Origin of the sequence: Lysobacter sp. OAE881 (assembly GCF_040546665.1) — a bacterium.
Lineage (GTDB): Bacteria > Pseudomonadota > Gammaproteobacteria > Xanthomonadales > Xanthomonadaceae > Lysobacter_J > Lysobacter_J soli.
This window is the reverse complement of sequence record NZ_JBEPOG010000001.1, coordinates 2,832,042-2,857,970: the sequence shown is the minus strand read 5'-3', so window position 1 is coordinate 2,857,970 and position 25,929 is coordinate 2,832,042. Positions and strand designations below refer to the sequence as shown.

Annotated in this window: 22 protein-coding genes and 1 pseudogene; 8 read left to right on the top strand and 15 right to left on the bottom strand. The window is 68.3% G+C overall.

Annotated features, from left to right (window positions below; translation table 11 throughout):
- Window positions 1-218: 218 nt before the first annotated feature.
- From ABIE51_RS13235 to ABIE51_RS13230, 3 genes and pseudogenes are all read left to right on the top strand, one after another.
- Window positions 219-539, top strand: coding sequence for a DUF2388 domain-containing protein (locus ABIE51_RS13235; RefSeq protein ID WP_192631079.1), 321 nt, complete (start codon window positions 219-221; stop codon window positions 537-539).
- Window positions 536-1,099: pseudogene (locus ABIE51_RS19360) on the top strand (DUF7844 domain-containing protein); the annotation flags it as partial. The gene ABIE51_RS13235 and the pseudogene ABIE51_RS19360, both read left to right, overlap by 4 nt.
- Window positions 1,100-1,406: 307 nt before the next feature.
- On the top strand, window positions 1,407-2,360 hold the full coding sequence (locus ABIE51_RS13230) for a lipoprotein N-acyltransferase Lnb domain-containing protein (protein ID WP_502913298.1): 954 nt from the start codon (window positions 1,407-1,409) through the stop codon (window positions 2,358-2,360).
- Between the two features lie 14 nt (window positions 2,361-2,374).
- Here ABIE51_RS13230 and ABIE51_RS13225 read toward each other — a convergent pair whose 3' ends face one another.
- From ABIE51_RS13225 to ABIE51_RS13190, 8 genes are all read right to left on the bottom strand, one after another.
- Window positions 2,375-2,821 (bottom strand): GNAT family N-acetyltransferase, encoded by a 447-nt coding sequence (locus ABIE51_RS13225; RefSeq protein ID WP_192631078.1) that lies wholly within the window; start codon window positions 2,819-2,821, stop codon window positions 2,375-2,377.
- A gap of 49 nt (window positions 2,822-2,870) precedes the next feature.
- Window positions 2,871-3,437, bottom strand: coding sequence for an elongation factor P-like protein YeiP (yeiP, locus tag ABIE51_RS13220; protein ID WP_115841783.1), 567 nt, complete (start codon window positions 3,435-3,437; stop codon window positions 2,871-2,873).
- A gap of 105 nt (window positions 3,438-3,542) precedes the next feature.
- The gene (locus ABIE51_RS13215) at window positions 3,543-4,313 is read right to left on the bottom strand and encodes an SDR family NAD(P)-dependent oxidoreductase (protein ID WP_192631077.1); all 771 of its coding nucleotides are present in this window, start codon (window positions 4,311-4,313) and stop codon (window positions 3,543-3,545) included.
- A gap of 157 nt (window positions 4,314-4,470) precedes the next feature.
- Window positions 4,471-7,038 (bottom strand): EAL domain-containing protein, encoded by a 2,568-nt coding sequence (locus tag ABIE51_RS13210; protein WP_192631076.1) that lies wholly within the window; start codon window positions 7,036-7,038, stop codon window positions 4,471-4,473.
- 11 nt (window positions 7,039-7,049) lie between these two features.
- Complete coding sequence (locus ABIE51_RS13205; RefSeq protein WP_157030576.1) at window positions 7,050-7,943, bottom strand: hydroxymethylglutaryl-CoA lyase; 894 nt, start codon at window positions 7,941-7,943, stop codon at window positions 7,050-7,052.
- A gap of 7 nt (window positions 7,944-7,950) precedes the next feature.
- Window positions 7,951-9,984 (bottom strand): acetyl/propionyl/methylcrotonyl-CoA carboxylase subunit alpha, encoded by a 2,034-nt coding sequence (locus ABIE51_RS13200; RefSeq protein ID WP_192631075.1) that lies wholly within the window; start codon window positions 9,982-9,984, stop codon window positions 7,951-7,953.
- 4 nt (window positions 9,985-9,988) lie between these two features.
- Window positions 9,989-10,375 (bottom strand): VOC family protein, encoded by a 387-nt coding sequence (locus ABIE51_RS13195; protein ID WP_115841779.1) that lies wholly within the window; start codon window positions 10,373-10,375, stop codon window positions 9,989-9,991.
- Between the two features lie 20 nt (window positions 10,376-10,395).
- On the bottom strand, window positions 10,396-11,178 hold the full coding sequence (locus ABIE51_RS13190; protein WP_115841778.1) for an enoyl-CoA hydratase-related protein: 783 nt from the start codon (window positions 11,176-11,178) through the stop codon (window positions 10,396-10,398).
- A gap of 158 nt (window positions 11,179-11,336) precedes the next feature.
- On the opposite strand from ABIE51_RS13190, the gene ABIE51_RS13185 reads away from it, so the two are divergent.
- Genes ABIE51_RS13185 through ABIE51_RS13175 form a run of 3 tightly spaced genes read left to right on the top strand, consistent with a single transcriptional unit; the run spans window position 11,337 to window position 13,776 of the window.
- The gene (locus ABIE51_RS13185) at window positions 11,337-11,603 is read left to right on the top strand and encodes a FeoA family protein (protein ID WP_115841777.1); all 267 of its coding nucleotides are present in this window, start codon (window positions 11,337-11,339) and stop codon (window positions 11,601-11,603) included.
- A 26-nt stretch (window positions 11,604-11,629) separates the two neighbouring features.
- Window positions 11,630-13,519, top strand: coding sequence for a ferrous iron transport protein B (gene feoB / locus ABIE51_RS13180; protein ID WP_502913333.1), 1,890 nt, complete (start codon window positions 11,630-11,632; stop codon window positions 13,517-13,519).
- A 2-nt stretch (window positions 13,520-13,521) separates the two neighbouring features.
- On the top strand, window positions 13,522-13,776 hold the full coding sequence (locus ABIE51_RS13175) for a DUF6587 family protein (protein WP_192631074.1): 255 nt from the start codon (window positions 13,522-13,524) through the stop codon (window positions 13,774-13,776).
- Between the two features lie 97 nt (window positions 13,777-13,873).
- Here the strand turns inward: ABIE51_RS13175 and ABIE51_RS13170 are convergent, their stop codons facing one another.
- From ABIE51_RS13170 to ABIE51_RS13140, 7 genes are all read right to left on the bottom strand, one after another.
- Window positions 13,874-14,236: a hypothetical protein gene (locus ABIE51_RS13170; protein ID WP_115841775.1), complete on the bottom strand. Its 363-nt coding sequence runs from the start codon at window positions 14,234-14,236 to the stop codon at window positions 13,874-13,876.
- The gene (locus ABIE51_RS13165; protein ID WP_192631073.1) at window positions 14,233-14,835 is read right to left on the bottom strand and encodes a bactofilin family protein; all 603 of its coding nucleotides are present in this window, start codon (window positions 14,833-14,835) and stop codon (window positions 14,233-14,235) included. The genes ABIE51_RS13170 and ABIE51_RS13165 overlap by 4 nt, the downstream gene beginning before the upstream one ends.
- Before the next feature lie 195 nt (window positions 14,836-15,030).
- Entirely contained in the window at window positions 15,031-16,656 is a 1,626-nt protein-coding gene (locus ABIE51_RS13160) for a carboxyl transferase domain-containing protein (protein ID WP_192631072.1), read from the bottom strand.
- A gap of 139 nt (window positions 16,657-16,795) precedes the next feature.
- Entirely contained in the window at window positions 16,796-17,173 is a 378-nt protein-coding gene (locus ABIE51_RS13155) for a hypothetical protein (RefSeq protein WP_115841773.1), read from the bottom strand.
- Window positions 17,174-17,492: 319 nt separating this feature from the next.
- Complete coding sequence (locus tag ABIE51_RS13150) at window positions 17,493-17,858, bottom strand: hypothetical protein (RefSeq protein ID WP_115841772.1); 366 nt, start codon at window positions 17,856-17,858, stop codon at window positions 17,493-17,495.
- A gap of 122 nt (window positions 17,859-17,980) precedes the next feature.
- On the bottom strand, window positions 17,981-19,156 hold the full coding sequence (locus tag ABIE51_RS13145; protein ID WP_192631071.1) for a thiolase family protein: 1,176 nt from the start codon (window positions 19,154-19,156) through the stop codon (window positions 17,981-17,983).
- Between the two features lie 98 nt (window positions 19,157-19,254).
- On the bottom strand, window positions 19,255-19,593 hold the full coding sequence (locus tag ABIE51_RS13140; protein WP_192631070.1) for a GNAT family N-acetyltransferase: 339 nt from the start codon (window positions 19,591-19,593) through the stop codon (window positions 19,255-19,257).
- A 14-nt stretch (window positions 19,594-19,607) separates the two neighbouring features.
- On the opposite strand from ABIE51_RS13140, the gene ABIE51_RS13135 reads away from it, so the two are divergent.
- On the top strand, window positions 19,608-22,808 hold the full coding sequence (locus ABIE51_RS13135; RefSeq protein WP_192631069.1) for a S8 family serine peptidase: 3,201 nt from the start codon (window positions 19,608-19,610) through the stop codon (window positions 22,806-22,808).
- A gap of 117 nt (window positions 22,809-22,925) precedes the next feature.
- Window positions 22,926-25,925, top strand: coding sequence for a S8 family peptidase (locus ABIE51_RS13130; RefSeq protein WP_192631068.1), 3,000 nt, complete (start codon window positions 22,926-22,928; stop codon window positions 25,923-25,925).
- The last annotated feature ends 4 nt before the right edge of the window (window positions 25,926-25,929 follow it).

The window sequence follows — 25,929 nt, the reverse complement described above, 5'->3', positions numbered from 1 at the left end:
CGAGGGCACGCTCGCACTCGCGACATGTGCTTTTGCAGTTAGCAATGGTGCGGTTTCTTCCGAGCAAGCCTGCGGGCACGTTCCCGTCGGGTGAGCAGCTCAAGCATCAGGTGAACGCTCCCACGATGCGCAACGATCGGCACCGATTTTCGGGCCGTAAACCGGTACCCTTCGCGGGCCGGCCGCGACGCGGCCTTCCAACGAACCGGGAAATCCTGATGAAGCGTTCCGTCCTGCTGCTTTCTCTCGCCCTGATGGCCGCCACGCCGGTGGCCTTCGCCTCCAGCTTCGCCGGCACGTCCGCGGGCTCGTCCGCCGGCGGCAGCTCCGCGTCCAGCGGCGCGAGCTCCGATTCGAGCTCCGGCAAGGACGACAAGGTGGTGCAGGCCGCGCGCGAGGATGCCGCGAGCTTCGTCGCCAGCAATGGCGCGATCCGCGGCGCCCAGCTGGAAGCGGCGCTGCGCCACCTGCGCGAGCAGGTTCCGCAGGCGCGCGAGGCCAGCGACCTCGAACTGGCGCAGGCCATCCTCGCGCAGTGAATGCGGTGAACGGCCGCCGCGGACGCATTCGCGGCGGCCATGCCGTGCTGGCCGCGGCCTTGTGCGCGTGGAGCGCCAATGCCGCCGCCCTGAAGCTCGATCCCGCCGGCCTCTCGCCGGACGAACGTCTCGCCACGCAGCGACTGCTCGACGACGCACAGGCACGATTGCCTGAACGTATGCGTACGCTGTCCGATCGCGACATCACTGTGCGCTGGTCGACGTTGGCCGACGACGTGCACGGCCACGCCGGCCGTTCGGAACTCCTGCTCAATCGCGAACTGCTCGCGCCACTGGTCGAAGGGAGCGATGAAGCGCAACACGCGGCGCTGGCGACCGTGCTGCACGAGCTCGCGCATTTCCAGGATCGCGACGAGGGCATCTCCCGCGATCCGCGTTTCCTCGACCTCGCCGGCTGGCAGGTGCGCGCGACGCGCTTCAACACGCGCGTGGCGGGACGCATGCGGGAGAACCGCTTCGTCGACCGCAGCCCGGATCCATACGAGCTCACGCGACCGTCGGAGTATTTCGCCGTCAACGTCGAGCATTACCTGCTCGATCCGCAATACGCCTGCCGGCGGCCGGCAATGCACCGCTATCTCGAACAACGCCTTGGCTCGACGTTGGCGAGCACGCCGTGCACGGACGACCTGGTGTACGTCGATGCGGGCGAAGGCGACGGCGGCGCGGTCGGCACGATCGATCCGTCGCGCGTCTACGCGATCGATTACCTGCTCGCCGAAGGCAACGCGCAGCCGATGAGCCGATGGGGCCACAGCATGCTGCGCTTGGTCGTGTGCGCGCCTGGTCGCGCGCCTGGGCCGGATTGCCGTTTCGATCTCACGCACCATCGCGTGCTCTCGTTCCGTGCCTTCGTCGACGACGTGCAGATTTCCAGCTGGCGGCGGGCTGAGCGGTCGCTATCCGTCGCGTCTGTTCGTGTTGCCGATGCAGCAGGTGATCGACGAATACACGAAGGTCGAACTGCGCGGGCTGCGCTCGGTGCCGCTGCGGTTGTCGCGCGAGGAAATCGCTGCGGTGCTCGAACGCACGTCGCAGCTGCACTGGAGTTACGACGGGCGTTATTACTTCCTTGGCAACAACTGCGCTGCCGAGACATGGAAACTGCTGCACGACAGCGTCTCGCGGCTTGCGGGGCAGGGCATCGGCAGCATCACGCCGACCGGTCTGCTGCGGCGGCTGGGGAACGCCGGTATCGCCGACACGTCCGTCCTCGACGATCCCGCGCGGGCGCTGCGCCTGGGCTACCGCTTCGAATCGCAGGGCGCGTATTACGACGCGTTGTACGCGGGCGCGAAGGCTTCGCTGTCGCTGCCGCCGCGAACCGTCGCGCAGTGGATGGACCTCTCGCCCGAGCAGCGTCGGCCGTGGATCGAGCGGGCCGATCTGCGGACCAGCGCCGCGCTGCTGATCCTCGAACAGGCTGCGCAGCGACGCGCACTGGCGCAGGTGCGCGAGGCGCTGAAGCGGCGCTATCTCGCATCGGACCGTGAGGACGACGCGCCCGACGTCGTGCGTCGTCTCCTGCAGGAAAGCGTGTATCTCGGGCAGCCGTCGCGTCTGCTCGACGGGCGCGGCTACGGCGTGCCGCAGCCCGACGAACGCGCGGCACTGGAAGCGCGCAGCGCGACGTTACGTGGCGAGCTGCAGGCGACCCGTGCGGAACTGGAACAGGGCGCGCGCCAGTGGATGGGCGCGGCGCAACGCGATCGGCTGGATGGCATCACCGCGAACACGGAACTGCTCGGTTCGCGTCTGCGTGCGCTGCATGCAGAGCAGGGCGGATTGCGATTGCCGTGAGGGTTGGCGGGCGATCAGCCCAGCCACTTCGTCATCAGTCGTCGCGGATGCAGCGCGTAGCCGCGACGACGGTAGATCTCGCGCGCGTGGTCGTTGTCGTCGCTCACCTCAAGCCGCACGCAGCGCAGGCCTTCGGCAATGCACAGCCTCTCGACTTCCTCCAGCGCCCGCTTGCCGACGCCGCCACCGCGATGCGCCGGGAGCACGTACAACTCGTCGAGCAGGCCGAAGCGACCACCGAATTCCAGGCTGAAGCAGAAACCGACGACGACGTAGCCCGCCAGTTCGCCGTCGCATTCGATCAGGACGAGCCTTCCGTTGCGGGCATCGCCGATCAGCGCTTCCATCGCCGCGCGCACGCGCACTTCATCCCACGCGATGTGCTCGTCCGCATGGAACTGCCGGATCACCGGCAGCAGCGCGGCGAGATCGGAAGCAGCGCCAGGTCGGAAGGTCGGCATGTCCGCGGTCGACAGGCGATGCGCGATGGCCGCGCATCGCCCGGATGGATCAATCCGCGCGACCGGCGAATTCGCCCGTCGTGGTGTTCACCAGCACGCGCTCGCCGTTGCCGATGTACTCGGGAACCATGATCTCGATGCCGGTCGACAGCTTCGCCGGCTTCGGACGCTTGGTGGCCGTGCCGCCCTTGAGCTCCGGCGGCGTCTCGATCACTTCGATCGCCACGCTCTGCGGCAGCTGCAGCGCGACCGGTGCGTCGTCGATGATCTGCACGTAGCAGCCGGTGAGGTCGGCGACGATGTAGCCGGCCAGGTCGCCCACGACGTCGGCGTCGAGCGTGTACGGCGTGTAGTCCTCGTCGTCGAGGAACACGAACGCGTCGCCGTCCTTGTACGAGAACGTCGCCTGGCGGCGGCTGAGCTCGACTTCCTTCAGTTCGTCCTCGGCGCCCATGCTCACGTCGAGCTTGGTGCCGCCGGGCACGCTGTACATGGTGAAGCGGAACTTGACGTTGCCGCCGCGGCCCTGCGGCGAGCTGCGCTCGATGTCGCGGATCTGGTAAACCGCGTTGTTGTACTCGACAACGTTACCTTTCTTTACGTCGTAGGCTTTCATGGCTTGTTCGTTGGTTGTGATTCGTGATTCGTGATTCGGAACAGCGCGTGGTTGCGAGTGGTGTCGTGCTTTTGAATCACGAATCACCAAACACGAATCACCGCTTCACTTCGGCGCAAGCCGCGTCGCGCCGTCGAGGCGGATCGTCTCGCCGTTGAGGTAGGTGTTGCCGAGGATGTACGCGACCAGGTCGGCGAATTCCTTCGGCTGACCGAGGCGCGACGGGAACGGGATCGACGCGGCCAGCGACTGCTGCACCGAGTCGGGCATGCCGTCGACCATCGGCGTCCAGAACACGCCCGGCGCGATGGTCATCACGCGGATGCCGAAACGCGACAGTTCGCGCGCCATCGGCAGCGTCATGGCGACGACGCCGCCCTTCGATGCGGAATAGGCGGCCTGGCCGATCTGGCCTTCGTACGCGGCCACCGACGCCGTGTTGACGATCACGCCGCGTTCGCCGTCGGTGCCAGCCTCGTTGTGCTGCATCAGGTCCGCGGCGGCCTTGGCGACGTTGAAGCTGCCGACGAGGTTGACCATCACGGTCGACTGGAACTGCGACAGCGGCATCGAGGCTTCGCGGCCGAGGACGCGGCCGGCGCCGAGGATGCCGGCGCAGTTGATGGCGACGTTCAGTCCGCCGAGGAACTCGCGCGCGGCCTTCACGTTTTCGGACACACCCGCTTCGCTGGTGACGTCGGTCTTGAAGTAGCGGGCGTTGGTATCGCCCAGTTCGGCCACGGCGGCCGCGCCCTTTTCGTCGTTCACGTCGAACAGTGCGACCTTGCCGCCGTGGGCGACCAGGTGCTGGGCAACGGCGAGGCCGAGGCCGGAAACGCCGCCGGTGACGATGGCGCGGACGGATTGGAGTTGCATGGGCGTGGGTCCTGACGCGGAAAGGCGGGATTTTAGCTTCTTTCGTCGCGTTTCCCGCGACCGGGCACAAAGCGCGTGGCGTACGCGACCTGTGCCGCATCGCTCGCCCCGGCCCTCACCCCAACCCCTCCTCCCGGCGGGAGAGGGGCTTGAAGCGTCAGGCCATTCCCACCGTCGGATACCGCTCGCGCAGCTCTTCGGGCGTCATGCCGGGCGCGAACAGGAAGCCCTGGCCCACGTGGACGCCCAGCTGCAGCAGGAAATCGCGGTGCTGCCCGGTCTCCACGCCCTCGGCGACGAGCGCCAGCCCGAGGCTGCGCGCGATGCCGGTGACGGCTTGGCAGACGGCCACGTCGGACTGGTTGTCCGGCACGCCCTGCACGAACAGCTGGCTGAGCTTGAGCCCGTGGATCGGCAGCCGGCGCAGGTAGTTCAGCGCGCTGTAGCCCTCGCCGAAATCGTCGATCGTCAGGATCACGCCCAGGTGGCGCAGCGCGGCGAAGGTGCGCAGCGTGTCGGGGGCGTCCTCGATGAGCACGCGTTCGGTGAATTCCAGTTCCAGCGCGTGACCCGGCAGGCCGTACTCGGCGAGCACCGCGGCAACGGTGCTGGCGAGGTCCTCGCCCAGGAACTGCCGGTACGACACGTTCACCGCCACGCGCGGGATGTTGAGCCCGGAGTCCTGCCATTCGCGCATCTGCCGGCAGGCTTCGTTGAGCACCCAGTCGCCGATGCCGACGATGTCGCCGGTGGTCTCGGCGTGGTCGATGAACTTGTCGGGACGGATCTCGCCAAGCGAATGGTTGCGCCAGCGGATCAACGCTTCGGCCGCCACGACGTCGCCGTTGCGCATGTCGATCTGCGGCTGGTAGACGAGGTGGAACTCCTCGTTGTTGACCGCGCGGCGCAGATGCGTTTCCAGCTGCAGGCGATGCAGCTGCTGTTCGGCCAGTTCGGGCGTGAAGGTCTGCCAGCCGTTGCGGCCGCGCCGCTTGCTGTCGTACATCGCCACGTCCGCGCTCTGGATCAGCTGCTGCGAGCGCACGCCGTCCAACGGCGCCTGCGCGATGCCGATGCTCGCGGTGATGCTGAATTCCTCGCCGTCCAGGCGGAAGCTGTCGCCGAAGATCTCCAGGATCGCGTCGGCGAGGCGCTCCGGACGCGACGGGTCGCTGCCGGTGTCGCACAGGATCAGGAACTCGTCGCCACCGAAGCGCGCGATCAGGCCTTCGTTGCCGATGGCGCGCTGGATGCGACGCGCGGCGGACGCCAGCAGGCGATCGCCGGCGGCATGCCCGAGCACGTCGTTGACCACCTTGAAGCGATCCAGGTCGACATACAGCACGGCCAGTTGCGAGCGCAGCGGATCATCGAGTCGGCTTTCGAGTTCGGCCAGCACCGCGTCGCGGTTCAGCAATCCGGTCAGCGGATCGCTGCGCGCCTGCACGCGCAGGGTTTCCTCGTCGTGCTTGCGCTCGGTGACGTCCTGCAGCGTGCCGGTCAGGCGGGAATGCAGCGGATCGCCCGCTTCGGCCTCGCCGATCACGCGGGCCCAGAACGTGCGTCCGTCGGCGCGATGGCCCTGCACTTCGAGGTCGAGGTTGCGGCCGAACGAAATCGCCTGGCCGAGCGCGGCGCGCAGGCGGTCGCGATCGTCCACGCGCAGGCAGTCGAGCATGCCTTCGATGGTGTCCGGCGCCGGCCGATGGCCGAGGATGCGCTGCGCTTCCTCGGTGAGATAAAGCCGATCCGGTGTCACCTCCCATTCCCAGCCGCCGATGTGTGCCATGCTCTGCGCGCGGTCGAACAGCGTGCTGTCGCGCTTGAGCGCGGTGATGTCGGAGAACAGCGACAGCACCTGCTGCGGCTTGTCGCCGCCGGCCGGGAACTGCGGCACGGCCGTGACCGACAGCCACATCAGCTGCTGGCGCTGGCGGTGGTACAGGCCGACGACGGTGCTTTCGATGATGCGGCCACTCTGCAGCGCACGCGCCGACGGGTAGCGATCGGACGCCAGCTGGCGCCCGTGTTCGTCCATTACCAGCCACTGCTCGCCGCGCATCGCGTCGTTGACCAGCTCGTCCTCGCCGACACCGAGGATCTTCATCGCGGCCACGTTGGCGTAGGTGATCTGCAGTTCCGCGTCCTGCACGACGATGCCGCGATCGATCGCCTCCATCAGCTCGCGATAGCGCAGTTCGGCGGTGTGGCGGCTGCTGAGGTCGCGCGCGACGGCGACCATCGCCTTGCGGCCGTCGAAGGTCAGCCCGGCGGTGTGCACTTCGACGGGAAAGCGCGTGCCGTCGCCGCGCATGTTGGTGACTTCGACCACGTAGGTGCCGCCGCGATTGAGCGTTTCCCACACCGGGACCATGTGGTCCTGCGGCAGGTCGGGATTGAGCGTCTCGATCGGCTGGCCGACGATTTCCTCGCGCGCGCGGCGATAGGCGTTCATGCCGGCCTTGTTGAGGTCGAGCACGGTGCCGTCCCACGCGATGATGCTCACCGGATCGGGCACCGCATCGAAGAGCGTGCGATAGCGCGCGCGTTCGGCTTCGCAATCGGCCAGCGACTGCGCCAGCGCCTGGTGCGCCTGCAGCAGCAGCTCGCGCGTCGGCGCGGGCAGGGCGCTGTCGCGCGCCGCGTCCTGCAACGCCGCCAGCGTGGTTTTCGCATCCACCGGAAGGGGCGGGGCGGTGTCCTGCGCGGGCGAGCGTGGCTTCATGAGGAGGCCGGTCAGGTGGTGGCGAGGGCCTTGCCCACCTTGCTGCCGGTCTCGCGCCCGAGTTTCGAGGCGAGCCAGCGGCCGGTGTCGGCGAGTCTGGCAAGGTCGATGCCGGTCTCGATGCCGAGCCCGTGCAGCATGTACACGACGTCCTCGGTCGCCACGTTGCCGCTGGCGCCCTTCGCATAGGGACACCCGCCGGTGCCGGAGACCGCCGCGTCGACGACCGCGACGCCTTCTTCCAGGCAGGCGAGCACGTTTGCCAGTGCCTGGCCGTAGGTGTCGTGGAAATGCACGGCAAGTGCGTTGACCGGCACTTCCGAGGCCACCGCGAGCAGCATCGCGCGCGCCTTGCCGGGCGTGCCGACCCCGATGGTGTCGCCGAGCGAGACCTCGTAGCAGCCCATGTCGTGAAGTGCACGCGCGACGCGCACGACGTCGGACAGCGGCACTTCGCCCTGGTATGGGCAGCCGAGCACGGTCGATACGTAACCGCGCACCGCGACGCCGTCGGCACGGGCGCGTTCCATCACCGGCGCGAAGCGCTGCAGCGATTCGTCGATGGAGGCGTTGATGTTCTTGCGGTTGAACGCTTCCGAGGCCGCGGTGAACACCGCGATTTCCTCCACGCCCACGGCGCGTGCACGTTCGTAACCCTGCTCGTTCGGCACCAGCACCGGATAGCGCACGCCCGGCGCGCGATGGATGCCGGTGAAGACTTCCGCGGCGTCGGCGAGCTGCGGCACCCACTTGGGGCTGACGAAGCTGGTCGCTTCGATGCTGCGCAGGCCGGTGCCGGAAAGCCGGTCGATCAGTTCGATCTTGTCGGCAGTGGCTATCGTCGCCTTTTCGTTCTGCAACCCGTCGCGCGGGCCGACTTCGACGATGCGGACGGAAGACTTCATGCCGGCCTCATTCGTCCTGCGCCAGCGCGACGAGCACGGCATCGGCTTCGACGAAGTCGCCCGCGGCCGCGCGCACCTGCGCGACGGTGCCCGCGCGCGGCGCCTTCAGGCTCAGCTCCATCTTCATCGCTTCGATCACCATCAGCTCCTGTCCGGACTCCACGGCGTCGCCCTCGGCGGCCTTCACCAGCACCACGCGGCCCGGCATCGGCGCGAGCACGTTATGGCCGGCGTTGCCGCCGCCGCTGCGCTCGTGGCGATACATCGGCACCCCCAGCAGGCGCAGGCGGCGTTCGCCGTCGTGCACCACCAGACGCTGGCGGTCGTCGGCCAGCGTATCCAGTTCGAACGTAAATCGGCGTCCATGTCCGCCAATGCGCAGGCTGAGCGCCCCGTCGGCGTCGATTCGCGCCCCTTCGACCGCGTGGGACTGGCCCGCCAGGTCGATCCGGTACGTGCCGCCCGCGCCCTGCGCCTGCAGCTCCACGCGGTTGTCGCCCTGGAGGAACGCCAGGCTGCGATGGCCGCCGTGGCCGAGGCGCCAGCCGTCGGCGATCGCCCAGGGCGAGGTCGGATCGGTCGACGCTGCGGCGCGCCGGCGCGTGTCCTGTTCCTGCGCGAGCAGCACCGCGGTGGCGCCGGCGATCAGGCGCTCGGTGACGTCCTCGTCGGCCGGCGCGAGGAACTCGTCGAGGTGGCGGTCGAGGTACCCGGTATCGATGGTGCCGTCGACCACGGCCGGATGCCGCGCGAGGCGTTCGAGGAATTCGATGTTCGACTTCGGCCCGGCGATGTCGCACGTCGCCAGCGCCGCGCGCAGCCGCGCCAATGCGGCGGGGCGGTCGGCGGCGTGCACGATGAGCTTGGCGATCATCGGATCGTAGAATATCGTGACGGTGTCGCCTTCGACCACGCCCGAATCGATGCGCACGCCTTCACCCGCATGCGGCAGGCGCAGGCGTTCGAGCTTGCCCGAGCCGGGCAGGAAGCCGGCGTCCGGATCCTCGGCGTACAGTCGCACTTCGATCGCGTGGCCGTTCTGCGCGATGGCGTCCTGCGCGAGCGGGAGCGCGTCGCCCGCGGCCACGCGCAGCTGCCATTCGACCAGGTCGAGCCCGGTCACCATCTCGGTGACGGGATGCTCCACCTGCAGACGCGTGTTGATTTCCATGAAGTAGAAACCGCCGTCCTGGCCGACGATGAATTCCACCGTGCCCGCGTTGACGTAGTCGATCGAGCGCGCGGCGAGCACCGCGGCTTCACCCATCGCGGCGCGCAGCTGCGGGGTGAGGAAGGGCGAGGGCGATTCCTCCAGCACCTTCTGGTAGCGGCGCTGCGCGGAGCATTCGCGTTCGTTGAGGTGGATCGCGTGCCCGTGCGTGTCGGCGAAAACCTGGATCTCGATGTGGCGCGGCTTCTCGACGTAACGCTCCAGCAGCACGCGATCGCGACCGAAGGCGTTGGCGGCTTCGCGCTGGCAGCTCTGCAGGTTCGCCGCGAACTCGCCGCTCGCGCGCACGATGCGCATGCCCTTGCCGCCGCCGCCGTGCGCGGCCTTGATCATGAGCGGATAGCCGACGGCGTCGGCCTCGCGCTGCAGGCGTTCGGGCGACTGGTCCTCGCCCGTGTAGCCCGGCACGACCGGCACGCCGGCGGCCTGCATCAGCTCCTTCGCACCGGCCTTGCTGCCCATCTTGCGCATCGACGCCGCCTTCGGGCCGATGAAGGCAATGCCGGCGGCTTCGACGGCATCGGCGAAATCGGCGTTCTCGCTGAGGAAGCCGTACCCCGGATGCACCGCCTGCGCGCCGGACTTCAACGCGACTTCGATGATCGCGTCGCCGCGCAGGTAGCTGTCCTGCGGACGCGGGCCGCCGATGGGCCATGCCTCGTCGGCCTGGCGCACGTGCTGCGCATCGGCGTCGGCTTCGGAATACACCGCGACCGTGCGGATGCCGAGGCGGCGGCAGGTGCGGATGACGCGGCAGGCGATTTCGCCGCGGTTGGCGATCAGGATCTTGTCGAACGGGCGTTGGGGCATGAGGTCACTCGGGACGGTGGCACACGGCTTCGATGTTGTTGCCATCGAAGTCGATCACGAAGGCGCCGTAGTAGTTCGGGTGGTAGTGCGGGCGCAGGCCGGGCGCGCCGTTGTCGCGCGCGCCGTGCTGCAGGGCGATGGCGTGGAACTCGTCGACGGCGGCACGCGATGACGCGACGAACGCGACGTGCAGGCCGGTGCTTGCCGTCTGGCCGGTGCCGATCCAGAACGCGGGCTTGCCGTCGGGGCCGAAGCCGCACCCTTCGTAGCCGCCGGTCTGCTCCTTCGTCACGTCCATGACGATGCCGTAGTCGAGCACGCCGAGCACGCGCTCGTAGAAGGCCCGCGAATGCGCGTAGTCGGACACCGTGATTCCCATATGGTCGAGCATGGTCGGTCCTCCTGGTTCGATTACGGGATCCAGCGCGGCTTGCGCTTGTCGAGGAACGCGGTGAGTCCTTCCTGGCCTTCCTCCGACACGCGCAGGCGCGCGATCAGCGCGGCGTTGTCGTGGTCCAGGCGATCGCGGTCGCGCTCGAACGCCACGCGCCGCACCAGCGTCTTGGCTTCGGCGCTCGCGTGCGGACCGGCCTTGAGGAGCAGGTCGACCTGGCGTTGCACCGCGGCGTCCAGCGCGTCGCCTTCCACAACCTGGTGCAGCAATCCGATCTCCAACGCGGTCGCTGCGTCGAAGATTTCCGCCGTCGCGAACCAGCGTCGTGCCTGACGCGGGCCGATGGCATCGAGCACGTAGGGCGAGATCACCGCCGGCAGTAGCCCGAGCTTGCTCTCGGTCAGGCCGAACTTCGCGTCGGCCGAGGCAATGGCGATGTCGCAGCACGCCACCAGCCCGACGCCGCCGCCGAAGGCCGCGCCCTGGATGCGGGCGACGGTCGGGCGGGGGAGTTCGTCCAGGGTCCGCATCAGGCGGGCGAGGGCGAGCGAGTCGGTGCGGTTGGCCTCCTCGCTGGCGGCGGCCATGCCGCGCATCCAGTTGAGGTCCGCGCCGGCCGAGAAGGAGGCGCCTTCGCCCTCCAGCACCACGACCCGGACGCTGTCGTCGGCGGCCACGGCTTCCAGGGCGCCGGTCAGGGCGGCGATCAGCATCGCGTCGAAGGCGTTGTGCAGCTCCGGACGATTCAGGCGCAGCCGGGCGACGGGCCCTTCGCGCAGGTTCAACAGCGGATTGGTCATCGGCCGGATTGCTTGCTGGAGTCTGGCGAATGATAGCCGCTGCCCTCCGATGGCCATGCTGCAGCCGCGTACGGCGGCGGCCGGGTGCTACAATTGAGAACGATTCCCATCTTGTCGACCCGTCGCCGCCCGCGGCGGGTTCGGCCTAAAGGTGACCCTTGAAGCTGTCCGAACTCCAACGCCGCACCGCCGCCATCGTCGAAGCCGTCGAGGACCAGGCGCCCAACGACGCGATCGCCCGCCGCTTGCGCGAGCTCGGCTTCGTGCGCGGCGAACGCGTGGAAGTCATGGCTGCCGGCCCGGTATCGAAGGAGCCGCTGCTGGTGCAGATCGGCTTCACGCGTTTCGCGCTGCGCCGGACGGAAGCGGCGCGCGTGAGGGTCTCGCTCGAAGGCGCGCAGGCCGCGGCGGGAGCGATCGCGTGAGCGCGGCCGAAGGGACGGTGAAGGGCGTGGCCGCCGTCCAGAGCGCGGCCGCGCAGAGCGTGCGCGTCGCGCTGATCGGCAACCCCAATTGCGGGAAGACGGCGCTGTTCAACCAGCTCACCGGCAGCCGGCAGAAGGTCGCGAACTACGCCGGCGTCACCGTCGAGCGCAAGGAAGGCCGTTTCCATGCACCGTCGGGCCGCCACTACGCGGTGCTCGATCTCCCCGGCGCCTACAGCCTGCACGCGGCTAGCCTGGACGAAGCGGTCGCGCGCGACGTCTGCCGCGGCTTCTATCCGGGCGAACCCGCGCCGGACGTGCTGGTGTGCGTGGTCGATGCGACCAACCTGCGCCTGCACCTTCGCTTCGCGCTGGAAGTGCGCGAACTCGGCCGCCCGATGGTGCTGGCCGTCAACATGATGGACGCCGCCAAGCGCCGCGGCATCGAAGTGGACCTGGCCGCGCTGGAACGCGAACTCGGCGTGCCGGTCGTGCCGACGGTGGCCGTCCGCAACGGCGGCGCGCGCGAACTGGTCGCGATGCTCGATCGCGTCGCCGGCAAGCTGCACGAGCCCAGTGCGCACCTGCCGGCCGACCTCGTCCACGATCCCGACGCGCTGCACGCCGAAACGCGCCGCCTCCTGTCGCTCGCCGTGACGATGCCGCGCCGCACCGCCGAGGTGGACGACGCGCTCGACCGCTGGCTGCTGCATCCGGTGCTCGGACTGGTGTCGCTGGCGGTGGTGATGTTCCTGATCTTCCAGGCCGTGTACGCCTGGGCGACGCCGCTGATGGACCTGATCGAAGCCGGCACCGGCGCGCTCGGCGAGACCGTCGGCAGCGTCATGCCAGACGGTCCGCTGCGCAGCCTGATGCTCGACGGCATCATCGCCGGCCTGGGCGGCGTGATCGTGTTCCTGCCGCAGATCCTGATCCTGTTCGCCTTCATTCTCGCGCTCGAGGAATCGGGCTACCTGCCGCGCGCGGCCTTCCTGCTCGACCGGTTGATGTCGCGGGCGGGCCTGTCGGGGCGGTCGTTCATCCCGCTGCTGTCGAGCTTCGCGTGCGCGGTGCCGGGCATCATGGCGACGCGTTCCATCCAGGATCCGCGCGACCGCCTCGCCACGATCCTCGTTGCGCCGCTGATGACGTGCTCGGCGCGCCTGCCGGTGTATGCGCTGCTGATCGGTGCGTTCATCCCGCAGCGCCAGGTCGCCGGCGGGCTGCTCAACCTGCAGGGCCTGGTGCTGTTCGGGCTGTACGCCGCCGGCATCGCCAGCGCGCTGGCCGTGTCGTGGATCATGAAGAAGTGGCGCCGCGACAAGAGCGAGCACGCGTTGCTGCTCGAACTGCCGTCGTACCGCATCCCGCATCCGCGCGACCTGCTGATCGGGCTGTGGGAACGCGCGTGGATCTTCCTGCGCCGCGTCGGTGGCATCATCCTCGCGTTGACGATCCTGCTGTGGTTCCTGCTGTCGTTCCCGGCGGCGCCGGCGGGCGCGACGGGCCCGGCGATCGACTACAGCTTCGCCGGCCGCATCGGCCACGCGCTGACGGCGGTGTTCGCGCCGATCGGCTTCAACTGGCAGATCTGCATCGCGCTGATCCCGGGCCTGGCGGCGCGCGAAGTCGCGGTGTCCTCGCTGGCGACGGTGTACGCGTTGTCGGCCGCGAGTGATGAAGCCGCGGCGCAGGCGCTTTCGCCGATCATCACCGGATCGTGGTCCCTGGCGACCGCGCTGTCGCTGCTGGTGTGGTTCATCTACGCGCCGCAGTGCATCTCGACCCTGGCGACGATCCGGCGCGAGACCAACTCGTGGAAGCAGGTGGCGATCGCCACGGGCTATCTGTTCGGCCTGGCGTACCTGGCGTCGTTCGCGACGTACCACATCGCCATGGCGCTGGGCGCGGGCTGACGATGGACGCCGGCCTGCTCGCGCAGTACGCAATCATCACCGTGGCGGTGATCGTCAGCGCGTGGTTCGTGGCGAAGCGGCAGTTCCCGAACGCGGTGCGCCGACTGCGCGTCGGCCTCGCCATTCCGCTGGTGCGCGAAGGTCGCGCCGCGTGGATGCAGAAGCTGGGCCGCCGGATCGCGCCGCCATCGGCCTTGAACGATGCGTCCTGCGGTGGCTGCAACAACTGCGGGCCGTCGACGCCGCGGCGTCATTGAAACCGGCGAGTTCCTTTCCCGAGTAGCAAAGCCCCTCTCCCGCGTGCGGGAGAGGGGTTGGGGTGAGGGCAAGCGGACGATTACGCCGGTCGTAGCGTCAGTGCTTCCGCCGCGCCTTGTACCCGCGCACTTCCACCGCTTCGACTTCCAGCGTGAACGAGCGCTCCTCGCCGTTGAACAGCGCGCCCACGCCCATCACCTGACGCTCGATTTCCTCGCCATCCGCGTTACGGATGGTGAGCACCACCGAGTACTCCAGCGCGTTCTCGCCGGGCGGCGGCTTGATCGTGCCCTCCACGCGCAGCGGCACCGACCGCAGCTTCGCGGACTGCGCGGCGTCCGGATCGAAACGCAGGTGGTGCCGGCACGACGGACAGACGTTGGCGCTTTCCAGGATCGTCGTCTTGCAGTGCGGGCACGTCCGCGTCGCGCCGGGCGTACCGGGGCGCGCGAGGCTCATGACGTGGCGGACGCCTCGGACTTCGCTTCGCCCTTGTCGGCCTTCTCGCTCTTGTCGGCCTTGCCGGCGCTGCGCGTATCGCGATCCTCGAATCCGAAGTCGACCTGGCCGCGCATGCGCGAACCCGGCGCGATGCTGACGACGCCGGCCTTGATGTCGCCGACCACCACGCCACCCTCGAGCAGTTCGACGCGCTGCGCCGATTCGACGTTGCCTTCGAGCTCGCCGGCGATCACGACCTTGCGCGCACGCACGCCGCCGTTGACCTTCGCGCCGACTTCCACGGTGAGGTCGCCTTCGACATGCACGTCGCCCTTGAAGCGGCCGGCGATGCGGATGTGGCCGGCGCCGTTGATCTTGCCTTCGATCGACAGGTCGGCGGCGATCACCGACTCCTTGCCTTCGCGTTCGTTCGCACGCGGGCTCGGCGACGCCGCAGGAGAGGGCGCAGGTGCAGCTGCAGCGGCGGGCTTGGGCGCTCCGAAGGAGAACTCGTCGCGTGCCGGTTCCTTCGGCAGCGCCGATTCGGTCGGATTCGTGGGAGCGGGGCCGTTGTCGCGCTTGGGCGTTGCGGGCTGTGGGGAATTGAAGATCGCCATGACGCACTTCCTCGATTGGCAGGGGCGGGGCAATGCACGGGGGTGCAGAGAACGGGGTGCAACCCACCCGAGGCTACGCCCGCAAAACCGCGCTGCGTGTGACTCGCCTCACCCAATCGTTGCCGGCTTTGCACCGTTCATATGCCGATCACCTGCCTGAATCCGCATCAGAGCGCCTCAAGCCTGCGAAGCGCATCACATGCGGAAGACGCCGAAGCGCGTGCTGGCGTCACCCGGCGCGCTCTCGATCGGCGCGTTGAAGCTTGCCGACAGCGCGAGACCGAGCACGCGCCGCGTGTCGGCCGGATCGATGATGCCGTCGTCCCACAGGCGCGCGGTCGCGTAGTAAGGGTTGCCCTGCGATTCGTACTGCTCGCGGATCGGCGCCTTGAACGCGTCTTCCTCTTCGCTCGACCACGACTTGCCGGCCGCTTCGATGCCGTCGCGTTTCACCGTCGCCAGCACGCTCGCGGCCTGTTCGCCGCCCATCACGCTGATGCGCGCGTTCGGCCACATCCACAGGAATCGCGCGCCGTATGCGCGGCCGCACATCGCGTAGTTGCCGGCGCCGAAACTGCCGCCGATGACGACGGTGAATTTCGGCACGTGCGAGCACGCCACCGCCGTCACCATCTTCGCGCCGTCCTTCGCGATGCCGGCGTTCTCGTACTTGCGGCCGACCATGAAGCCGGTGATGTTCTGCAGGAACACCAGCGGGATGCCGCGCTGGTTGCACAGTTCGATGAAGTGCGCGCCCTTGAGCGCGCTCTCGGCGAACAGGATGCCGTTGTTGGCGACGATGCCCACCGGATAGCCGTGCACGTGCGCGAAGCCGGTGACCAGGGTCTTGCCGTAGCGCGCCTTGAACTCCTGGAACTCGCTGCCATCGACCACGCGCGCGATCACTTCGCGGATGTCGAACGGACGACGCGTGTCCTTCGGGACGATGCCGTACAACTCGCCCGTCGGGAACGACGGCTCGCGCGACTCGCGCACCGCGACCGGCAGCGTCTTGCGGCGATTGAACGTGCCGACGATGTCGCGCGCGATCTGCAACGCATGGCGGTCGTCTTCGGCGAAGTGATCCGCGACGCCCGACACGCTGGTGTGCACGTCCGCGCCGCCGAGCGCTTCGGCGTCGACGACTTCGCCCGTGGCCGCCTTCACCAGCGGCGGGCCGCCGAGGAAGATCGTGCCCTGTTCCTTGACGATGATCGACTCGTCGCACATCGCCGGCACATAGGCGCCACCGGCGGTGCACGAGCCCATGACGACCGCGACCTGCGGGATGTTCTCCGCGCTCAGACGCGCCTGGTTGTAGAAGATGCGACCGAAGTGCTCCTTGTCGGGGAACACCTCGTCCTGCAGCGGAAGGAACGCGCCGCCGGAATCGACGAGGTAGACGCAGGGCAGGCGGTTCTCGCGCGCGATCTCCTGCGCGCGCAGGTGCTTCTTCACCGTCATCGGGAAATAGGTGCCGCCCTTGACCGTGGCATCGTTGGCGACGATGACGACTTCCTGCCCCATCACGCGGCCGATGCCGCAGACCATGCCAGCGGCGGGCGCTGCATCGTCGTACATGCCTTCGGCCGCGAGCGGTGCGATCTCGAGGAAAGGCGAACCCGGATCGAGCAGCGCGGCGATGCGATCGCGCGCGAGCAGCTTTCCGCGTTCGGTGTGCTTCGCACGTGCCTTCTCGCCACCGCCGCCGGCTGCGCGGGCCAGGCGGGCATCCAGCTCGTCGACCAGCGCGCGGTGGTAGGCGACGTTGTCCTGGAATTCCTGCGAGCGGGGATCGATGTGGGAAGTCAGTGCGGGCATCGATGCAGCGGCGTGCGGAAGATGCGGCATCAGACCATAAAGCGCGGGAATGGGCCAACGGTGCCGCGCCTGCGCGCCGCGCGTGCGCAAAGAAAAGGCCCGCGCGAGGCGGGCCTTTCCAGTGGAACGATCGCGCGCCTTACTTGCGTTCGGCGGCTTCCTGCTCGGCCTTCTCCGCAGCGTTGTCGGCCTTCTCGGCGACCTTGCTCGCCGCGTCGGCCGTGGCCTGCGCGGCGTCGGCGGTGGCGGCTGCCGCACCGGCCGCCGCATCGTTGGCGACTTCGCGCGAACGTTCGGCGGCGTTGTCCACCGCAACGCTCGCGCGATCGGCGGCTTCGCTGGTCGCAGCCGCCGCAGCCTCGGCCGATTCCTGCGCGGCGTTGGCGGAGGCGTCGGCGGCCTGGTTGGCCGCAGCGGCGGCTTCGGCCGCCTCGCTCTGCGTGTCGGCCTGGTGGCAGGCCGACAGCGACAGCGCAGCAGCGGTCATGGCAATGGCGACGTAAAGCTTGGTGTTCATGGGTTTCTCCGTGTGACGGGGTTTGGGTCCCAGCCGGGGCGCACGATGCCAGCGGCCGCGCGAAGGAAAAGTCATCGTCGGGGACGCCGATGCCCGGACGGATGAATCGTGGAGAAACCGTTGCCGACCGAACGCACGTCCCTCGTTACACGCTGGATGGGTCGTGGAGATCGGGCGATGCATGCGGGTCGACGAGCGCGGTAGCGTCACATCGGTCCGATCGCGATGCATGCGCGGATGCCACAAATGAAAAAGCCGCCGGAAATCCGGCGGCTTCTTCGAAGCGGTAATCACCCGGGCAATTGCTTGCCCGCGGTTATTACTTCTTCTCTTCCTTCGAAGCTTCGGCAGCCTGGTCGGCAGCGTCAGCAGCCTGGCCAGCGGCGTCAGCAGCCTGCGAAGCGGCGTCGGCAGCGGCGTCGGCAGCGGCCGGAGCAGCAGCGGCGGCGGTGGCGTCGGCCGAAGCGGCGGCGGCGTCAGCAGCCTGGGCAGCGGTGTCGGCAGCAGCCTGGGCAGCGTCGGCAGCAGCGGCGTCGCCCGAAGCAGCGGCGTCGGTGGCGGCAGCAGCGGCTTCGGTCGAAGCAGCGGCGGCGTCAGCAGCGGCTTCGTCAGCCTGCTTCTGGTTCGAGCAGGCGGCCAGAGCGGCAACCATAGCCAGGGCGATCAGCGCCTTGTTGAAGGTCATGATTTTTATCCTCGTCGTTTAGTTAGGCAACGCGCAATTGCGCGTCAATAACATGATGACAAGCCGGTGACGCGTGTCAAGCGGCTTGGCCGGTTTTTTTTAGGTAATGCGTTTTTAACGCCTTATAGCAGCTCGATGGCGACAGCGGTAGCCTCGCCACCCCCGATGCACAGCGAAGCCACGCCCTTCTTGACGCCCCGTGCACGCAGCGCGTGCAGCAACGTCACCACCAGGCGGGCGCCGCTGGCGCCGATGGGATGCCCCAGTGCAACCGCGCCGCCGTTGACGTTGAGCTTCTCGTGCGAGATGCCCAGGTCCTTCATCGGCGCCATGGCCACACAGGAAAACGCTTCATTGACCTCGAACAGGTCAACGTCGTCGACCGACCAGCCGGCCTTGGTCAACACGTTTGAAATCGCTTTCACCGGCGCGGTGGTGAACCACTCCGGTGCCTGCGCATGGCCGGCATGCGCGACGATGCGCGCGAGCGGTGTCAGGCCACGCTTGGCGGCTTCGTCGGCGCTCATCAGCAGCGTGGCCGCGGCACCGTCGGAAATCTTCGAGGACGACGCAGCAGTCAGCACGCCATCCTTGCCGAATGCCGCGCGCAGCGTGGGGATCTTCGCCAGGTCGATCTTGCCCGGCTCCTCGTCGGTGTCGACGACGACGTCGCCCTTGCGACCCTTGACCGTGACCGGCACGACTTCGTCCTTGAACGCACCACCGCTCACCGCCGCCTGCGCGCGACGCGCGCTTTCGGTCGAGTACGCATCGAGCGCTTCGCGATCGAAGCCGTACTTGTGGCTCGTTGCATCGCCGAACACGCCCATCGCCTTGCCGTCGTACGGATTGGTCAGGCCATCCCACGCCATGTGGTCGAGGAACTCCGCGCTGCCGTAGCGGATGCCGGTGCGCGAGTTGTTGAGCAGGTGCGGCGCATTGGTCATCGACTCCATGCCACCGGCGACGACGACATTGGCCGAACCGGCCTTGATGAGGTCATGCGCCAGCATGATCGCCTTCATGCCGGAGCCGCAGACCTTGTTGATGGTCGTGCAACCGGCGGAGGTGGGAAGGCCTGCACCCAGCGCGGCCTGGCGGGCGGGCGCCTGGCCCAGGCCGGCCGGCAGCACGCACCCCATGATCACTTCGTCGACCTGGTCGGCGGCGACGCCGGCATGTTCGAGCGCACCCGTGATCGCGGCCGTACCCAGCGCGGGGGTCGGGACGCCGGTGAACTGGCCGAGGAAGGAACCGATGGCGGTGCGCTTGGCACCGACGATGACGACGTCGCTCATGAGGACTCCAACTGAAGGTCGAACCGTGACAGCGGCCGGCGCGAGCGGCCGGAACCCTCCGATTATGCGGGGCCGTGCTGCGGCGCGGCAAACCGGGCTCAGCCCAGCTTCAGCAGGAACAGGGCGCGGCCACGTCCTGGTTCGCCCTGCCGGCGAAACCCCAACGGCTCATAAAGCGAGGGCACGCCGGTCCAGACGAACGCTCCGGCCTGCCGCTCCCCCGGCGGCAAGGATTGCGGGTACGCCTCGACCTCGGTCGCGCCCCGCTGCCGGGCCAGCTCCACCGCGGCAGCCACCAGCGCCCGGGCCACCCCGACACCGCGCCAGCGCGGCGGCACATACAGGCAGTTGAGCGACCAGGTATCGGCGGACCATTGGCGAACCAGCGACTTGCTCCGGTCGACCTGGGGAACTCCGCGCGCGGGCCGATCGCGCACCAGCCGGCCGCCTCATGATCGACGAATGCGAGCACACCGGACGCCGCGCCGGCGTTGACGAGTTTGCGAAACGCCTCGCGGTTGGGTTCGCCTTTCGCTGCCTCCCACGCGCGCCAGCCCATCGGCACGCGCCACCACATGCACCAGCACCCGTCGCAGGCACCACGTGGGCCGAACAGCGTTTCGACGATGGACCAGTCGTCGCAACCCAGAGGTCGGGTGTGGATGGCGTTCATCGCGTTCACCGATGTGCGCGGAATGTGGCGCCCGACGCGGTTTCCGTCACCGGTTCGTGCCGATTGATTGTGGACGATCCGCATTGGGTCGATACTCGATTCGCGATCGCTGGGGAGCGATGCGATTTCATTCAGATGGGGAGCGTCATGCATTACAGGCACAAGGAACTGGTGACGGCGATGCGCAGCGTGCTGCTGTGCTCGGGCTTGATGGGGCTGGCCGCCTGCGGCGGCGGTGGGGGTGGCGGGAACGTGCGCGAGACGCCACCGCTGTATGCGCCCACCACGCCCACCACACCGCCTCCGCCGACCAACCCGACACCCCCCGTCGTATCGACGCCGAGCCCGGCCTATAGCCAGCATATTTCGTTGACGGCTGCGGACTTCGCTCACCGCGCCGGAATCACTGGCAAAGGCGTGCGCATCGGCGTCGTCGACAGCGGCGTGATGCGCAACCATCCGGCACTGGCGCCGCGCGTCGTCGCCAATCTCAATTACGTCGCGTCCCCGCCCAACAATCTCGCGGTGGACGATGTCGCCGGCCATGGTACGGCCGTGTCGCAGATCGCCGCGGGCACCCCTTTCGGGGCTTGGCCCGGCGGTATCGCGCCGGGCGCGGAGATCGTCTCCGCCCGGATCCTCTACGACGAAGATCCGAAGGATGACGGTTCGGGCCAAGGCAATGAAGTCGACGGCGCGATAGGGCTGAAAGCGATCCATCAGGACCTGATCAACCGTGGCGTGCGCGTCATGAACAATTCCTGGGGTGGCCTGTACTGGACTAACCCCGCCGCGACGGGCCCCATCGCCGACGAATACCGCCCTTTCATCAATTCCAACAATGGTCTGGTCGTGTTCGCCACCGGCAACGAAGGTGGCGCAAACCCGTCGAGCATGGCGGCTTTGCCGAGCCAGGTCGGCCTCAATGGCACGCTTCCCGCAGCCGACCTGGAACGTGGCTGGCTGGCCGTCACTGCCGTCAATCCGAACAACACCCAGCAACTCGACGTCGACACCAAAGGCGTGGTGTATGCGAATGCGTGCGGCGTCGCGATGCGCTATTGCCTCGCTGCTCCCGGCACGGTCGCGGTGACGGGCACCACGGACGGTCCCACCAGTCCAACCTACTGGCGATGGAGCGGTACATCGCTCGCGGCCCCGCAGGTATCGGGCGCCGCGGCGCTGGTGTGGCAGGCGTTCCCGTACTTCAGCAACGACATGGTTCGGCAGACGTTGCTGGGGGGAGCGACCGATCTGGGTCAACCCGGACCGGATGCGACCTTCGGCTACGGCCTGCTCAATATTGCGTGGGCGATGCGCGGGCCCACCAAGTTCGACTGGGGTGACGCGAACGTCACGGTACCTGATGGCACCTCCTCGACATGGGCCAACCCTATCAGCGGCGCGGGTGGGCTCATCAAGCAGGGTGCCGGCAAGCTGATCCTCAGCGAGCGCGGCAGCTACGCCGGCCGTACGCAGGTGCTGGGCGGCGAACTGCAGGTCTCGTCGGAAATCACCTCGCCGGTGACGATCGGCCCACAGGGAACCCTATCGGGCTATGCGCGTTTCGGCGCCGTCGAGAACTCGGGAACGTTCCGCGTCGACAATGTGGCGCGCGTTGTCGGTGATTACCAGCAGACCGCAAGCGGGCGCCTGAGCATCCTCCTGGGCGCCTGGCTCTATGTGGAGGGCACGGCTACGCTCGGCGGCGATCTCCACGTCCTTGGCGCGCGTTCGGGTTACGTCGCGAGCAGCTACACGCCTTTCCTCAGCGCGCCGAGCATCGTAGGCAGCTTCGCCTCGCTCAGCTCCGCGCCCGGCGTGTTCCTGGACGCGACCATCAAGTACGGACCCACCGACGTCTGGCTCGATGTGCGCCGTCTCGATGTGACGGCCACCGCGCAATCCATGGGCTTGACCGCCACATCGGTCGGCAGTGCGCAGCGCGTGGAGGGTACGTTCGATGCCATCGATCAGGGCGCGGCTGTCCCCGACAACGTCCTCACTGGCGCCGGTGCGATCCAAGGCTCGCCGACTGCGGCCGCGGCCGAGCAGACGCTGTCGAGCCTCTCCGGCGAGCTGCACGTCGCCGACACCGCGTTTGCGATGATGGCGATCGAAGGCAACCGCCGCGCGCTGGAATCGCGCATCGACGCGCTGCAGGACGCGCCGCTCGGTGGCGCGTGGTTCGACGACCTCGACTCCCAGCGTGCGCTCGCCCGTTTCGACATGCAGGCCGATGGCTGGATGGCCGGCCAGGATCGCCGCGTCGGCGCGCTGACCGTCGGCGCCGCGCTCGCGCAGACCGAAGGTTACGCGCACCACGAGCAGCGCTTCGATCGCGAACACAACCGCCAGCTGGAAGCGCAGTTCTACGCGAGCTACGACCTCGGGCAGGGCTACCTGCTCGGCAGCGTTGCCGTCGGCCGCATGCAGCGCTGGACGCGTCGTGACGTGCTGCTCGGCGCGGACGCGTTCCGCCTCGGCACCGACTACGCGCAGCGTTATGCGAGCGTCGGCATGCAGGCCGGCTTGCCGATGAACGTCGGTGAGGGGCGCATCACGCCTTACGTCGGCGTGCAGAACCTGCAGCTGGAACGCGATGGTTTCAGTGAAGCGGGCGCGGTCGGGTTCGGCCTGAGCACCGATGCATCGTCGATGCGCGTCAGCCAGGCCTTGCTCGGCGCGCGCTATGCGACGCAATGGAACGTCGGTTGGACGCAATGGGACCTTCAGGCACGCGCGGAATGGCAGCGCCTGCTCTCGCAATCCGGTGGCGACATCCAGGCGCGCTTCACCGCATTGGAGGTGTGGTCGCCGATCCTCGGCGGTGCGCTGGATCGCGACGTCGGCGTGCTGGGCTTCGGCATTGGCACCTGGCTGCGCTACAACAGCCGCCTGAGCCTGGACGTCGATGCACGCAGCGATCACGGCGAAACGTGGACGCAGGCGATGCTCAACTGGACGATGGCGTTCTGATCGGCCGACGCCCCAGGGCCGGCACGTGCGTGGCCGGGACATTCATGATGCAATCGGTATTAGCGCTGCGCGCCTGACCGCCGGGGGGCGGTGCGAGCAGCGCCAAAGGGGACAAACATGGAAGGGATGCCGACGCGCGCGCCGCTGGCGCGCGGCGTGATGTTGGGGTTGTGCGTCATGGGGCTGGTCGGGTGTGGTGGGGGTGGCGGCGGCGGGAACGTCCGCAGCGATCCGCCGCCGGCGCCTGCGCCCGGCGGCGGTGCGATGACACCGACGACACCGACGACGCCTCCGCCGGTCACGTCCCCTCCGCCGTCTGATCCTTCGCCGACTCCGCCCGCGCCGGCCCCGACCGAACCCGACGTCCCGGGCCATGGACCAATCGTTGATGCGCACCTGTACTTCACCCGCGCCTACGAGGCGCAGGAACAGGGCCTCACCGGCAAGGGCGTCGGCATCGTGGTGATCGACACCGGACTGAAGCGCGACCATCCCGCGCTGGCGTCTCGCGTTCGGTATTCGGCCGACACGGTGGCGCCTGGCACCTACACCGCGGTCGACACCAGCGGACATGGCACCCAGGTCGCCCAGATCGCTGCCGGTAGCAAGGTCGGCCGTTGGCCGCGAGGCGTGGCGCCCGAAGCACACCTGACGTCGTTGCGGGTGATCACCGACGAAGCCGCCAAGCCCGGTGGCAAGCAGAAGCTCACCGCCGCCGATCCGTTGATCACCGCAATTGGTTCCGAAGGCTATGGCGGTCGTGGACGCGTCCTCAACATTGCGACCGACGCGCTCTGGTGGGACGACGAACGCGTGGGGGCATCGCTCGCATCGGTCCTCTCGGGTGCGGTCACTATTGGTGCGGACTCACAACTGGCCGTCGTGCCGACGGGCAACGCGGGAGCCAGCCAGCCCTCGCAGCTGGCCATGCTGCCGGCCTTGTCGGAGAAGCCGGAAGTGGGGCTTTATCCCACGCAGCTCAAGCGCGGCTGGATCAACGTCGGCGCAGTGCAGTCCACGGACACGAACAAGCTGGCGTCCTATTCGAACGCGTGCGGTGACACGCGTGACTACTGCATGGTCGCGCCAGGCGATGTCACCGTAACGGCGCTGGATGCGACCGCCGAGGCACCGACGTATCAACAGGTGCACGGCACCGAGTACGCCTCCGCGCAGGTGGCCGGCGCTGCGGCGCTGGTGTGGCAGCGCTTTCCGACGCTCAGCAGCGAGCAGGTACAGCAGATCCTGCTGCGCACCGCGAAGGATCTGGGCGATCCGGGCGTCGACGCTGCGTTCGGCTGGGGCCTGCTCGACGTCGCCAAGGCGGTGCGCGGGCCGACGTACTTCAGCGGCGGCGACTTCAAGGTGGAGCTCGGTAGTCGCACCACCTGGACCTTCCTCAATCCGATCTCCGGCGACGGGGGGCTGCGCGTGCATAGCACCGATGGCACCTTCAGCACCTTGTCCCTTGAAGCGCCAACCACCTACACGGGCACGACGACCGTCCAGGGGCCGATCCTCACATCCGGTTTTTCGATGAAGTCGCCGGTGGTGGTGGAGGGCGGCATCTTCCAGGCTTCCGGCGGCACATACGAAGGCGATCTGCGATCGGTGGCCCAAGGCACCCTGGCGATCACGCCCGACAGTTATCGCCAGCCCTTGGTGGTGAAGGGCGACATCGACAACCAGGCAAAATTTACCTACCAGACCTCGACTTCGGCCGATGCGGTGTTCGAGGGCGACTACACCCAGGGCAGCAGCGCGGACTACCAGTTCATGCTTGGCGATCGCCCCATGCACCTGAAGGGTCGGGCGACGCTGGACGGCGAGCTCCACGTCATCGGCATGCGCCCGGGGTACATCGCCAACGACCATACGACCATACTTATCGCGGACGGTGGCGTCGGCGGCCGGTTCTGGCGCGTGATCGCCTCGCAGTACCTGCTGCTCGAATCGACGCTGATGCAGGACGCCAACAGCGTCTGGCTGGACGTCGTGCGAGCCGAAGCGCGATCGCTCGCGATCAATGCAGCGCTCGCCCCGGCCGCAGTCGGGGGCGCCGAGCGGCTGGACGACGCATTCGATCGCATCGACGCACTGACCAGGCAGGGCGCCTCGCCCGAAGCTGATTTCGTCGATGCGGCCGGCAGGCTGCAGCGGATCGCGTCGATGGACGTGCTCGATCGCTCGCTCGCGAGCTTGTCGGGTGAACTCCACGACGCCGACTCTGCCTTCGCGATGATGGCGATCGACGATAGCCGCAACGCCCTGGAGTCGCGCCTGGATTCGTTCGCCGGGGGCAGCGCCGCAGGTGCGTGGTCGCGATCGCTCGACGGAAAGCGGCAATGGTCGGCGTTCGACGTGGATTCGCGGGGTTGGATGCTCGGATTCGATCGCCTCTGGAACGCCCACCTGACCGTTGGTACGTTGCTGTCGGAAACCAGCGGCAACGCCTGGCACTCGCAACGCTTCGATCGCGAACGCAATCGCCAGGTCGATGCGCAGGTGTATGCGTCGTGGAACCTGGGAGAGGGCGGGTTCGTGCTCGGCAGCGCCGGGTTCGGCCACATGCAGCGCTGGCTGCAGCGCGAGGTGGTGCTGGGCGACGAGGCCTACCGCGTGTCGAGCGACTACGCGCACCGCTATGGCGCGCTTTCGCTGCAATCGGGTCGGCGCATTCCGTTCGGTGGCAGCACCGTCACGCCGTACCTGGGTGTGCAGGCACTGGCGCTGGCACGCGATGGTTTCAGCGAACAGGGCGCGTCCGGCTTCGGCCTGACCACGAACGACGCCTCGATGTCGGCCACGCAGGCGCTGGCCGGCGCGCGCTGGAGCCACGAGTGGCTCGGCGCCACGACCCGCTGGGCGCTCAGCGGTCGCATCGAATGGCAGCATCTGCTGTCGCAGTCGGGCGAAACCCTCCAGGCTCGCTTCACCGGCATGGACGCGTGGGCGCCGATCGTCGCCGACGGACTGGATCGCAACGTCGGCCTGTTCGGCCTTGGGCTTGAAGCGGGCATCGGCCGTCGCAACACGCTGCGATTCGACCTCGACGCCCGTCATGCCGGCACGGAGCAGTGGACCGGCGCCATGGCCACCTGGACGACCGCGTTCTGATCGC